This window comes from Paraburkholderia sp. BR14312, from assembly GCF_040948675.1.
Lineage (GTDB): Bacteria > Pseudomonadota > Gammaproteobacteria > Burkholderiales > Burkholderiaceae > Paraburkholderia > Paraburkholderia nodosa_A.
Window position 1 is genome coordinate 1 of the sequence record NZ_JBFPKI010000082.1, and the last position, 414, is coordinate 414.

Annotated in this window: 1 protein-coding gene; it reads left to right on the forward strand. The window is 52.9% G+C overall.

Going from position 1 to position 414, the window contains the following annotated elements; all coding sequences use genetic code 11:
* On the forward strand, window positions 1-414 hold a 414-nt coding region (locus AB3X98_RS42100), incomplete at both ends, for a methyl-accepting chemotaxis protein (RefSeq protein ID WP_368607227.1).

A 414-nucleotide genomic window follows, 5' to 3' on the forward strand; every position in this document is an offset into this window, starting at 1 on the left:
AAAGTTACGGCCGGGATGAGGTCGGACGTTTGATGCAATCATTGCGGAAGATGAACAGCCAGCTAGCGAAATTCATCACTGGCATCCACGCGACCACCGATGCAGTAACGGTAACGTCGCGAGAGATTGCTAGTGGTAATGCTGATCTATCTGCACGTACCGAGGCTCAAGCGGCGTCGCTCGAAGAAACGGCTGCCAGCATGACGCAGCTGACGGAGACAGTCAGACAGAATGCTGACAACGCGTCGCAAGCCAATCATCTCGCAATGAAGGCAGCCGTCATAGCCGACGAGAGCAACGATGCTGTGCAGGATATGGTCCGTGCGATTGGAAAGATGAACAGCAGCTCGATGCAGATTTCGGAAATTACGGCTGTTATAGAAGGGATTGCCTTCCAGACCAATATTCTTGCGC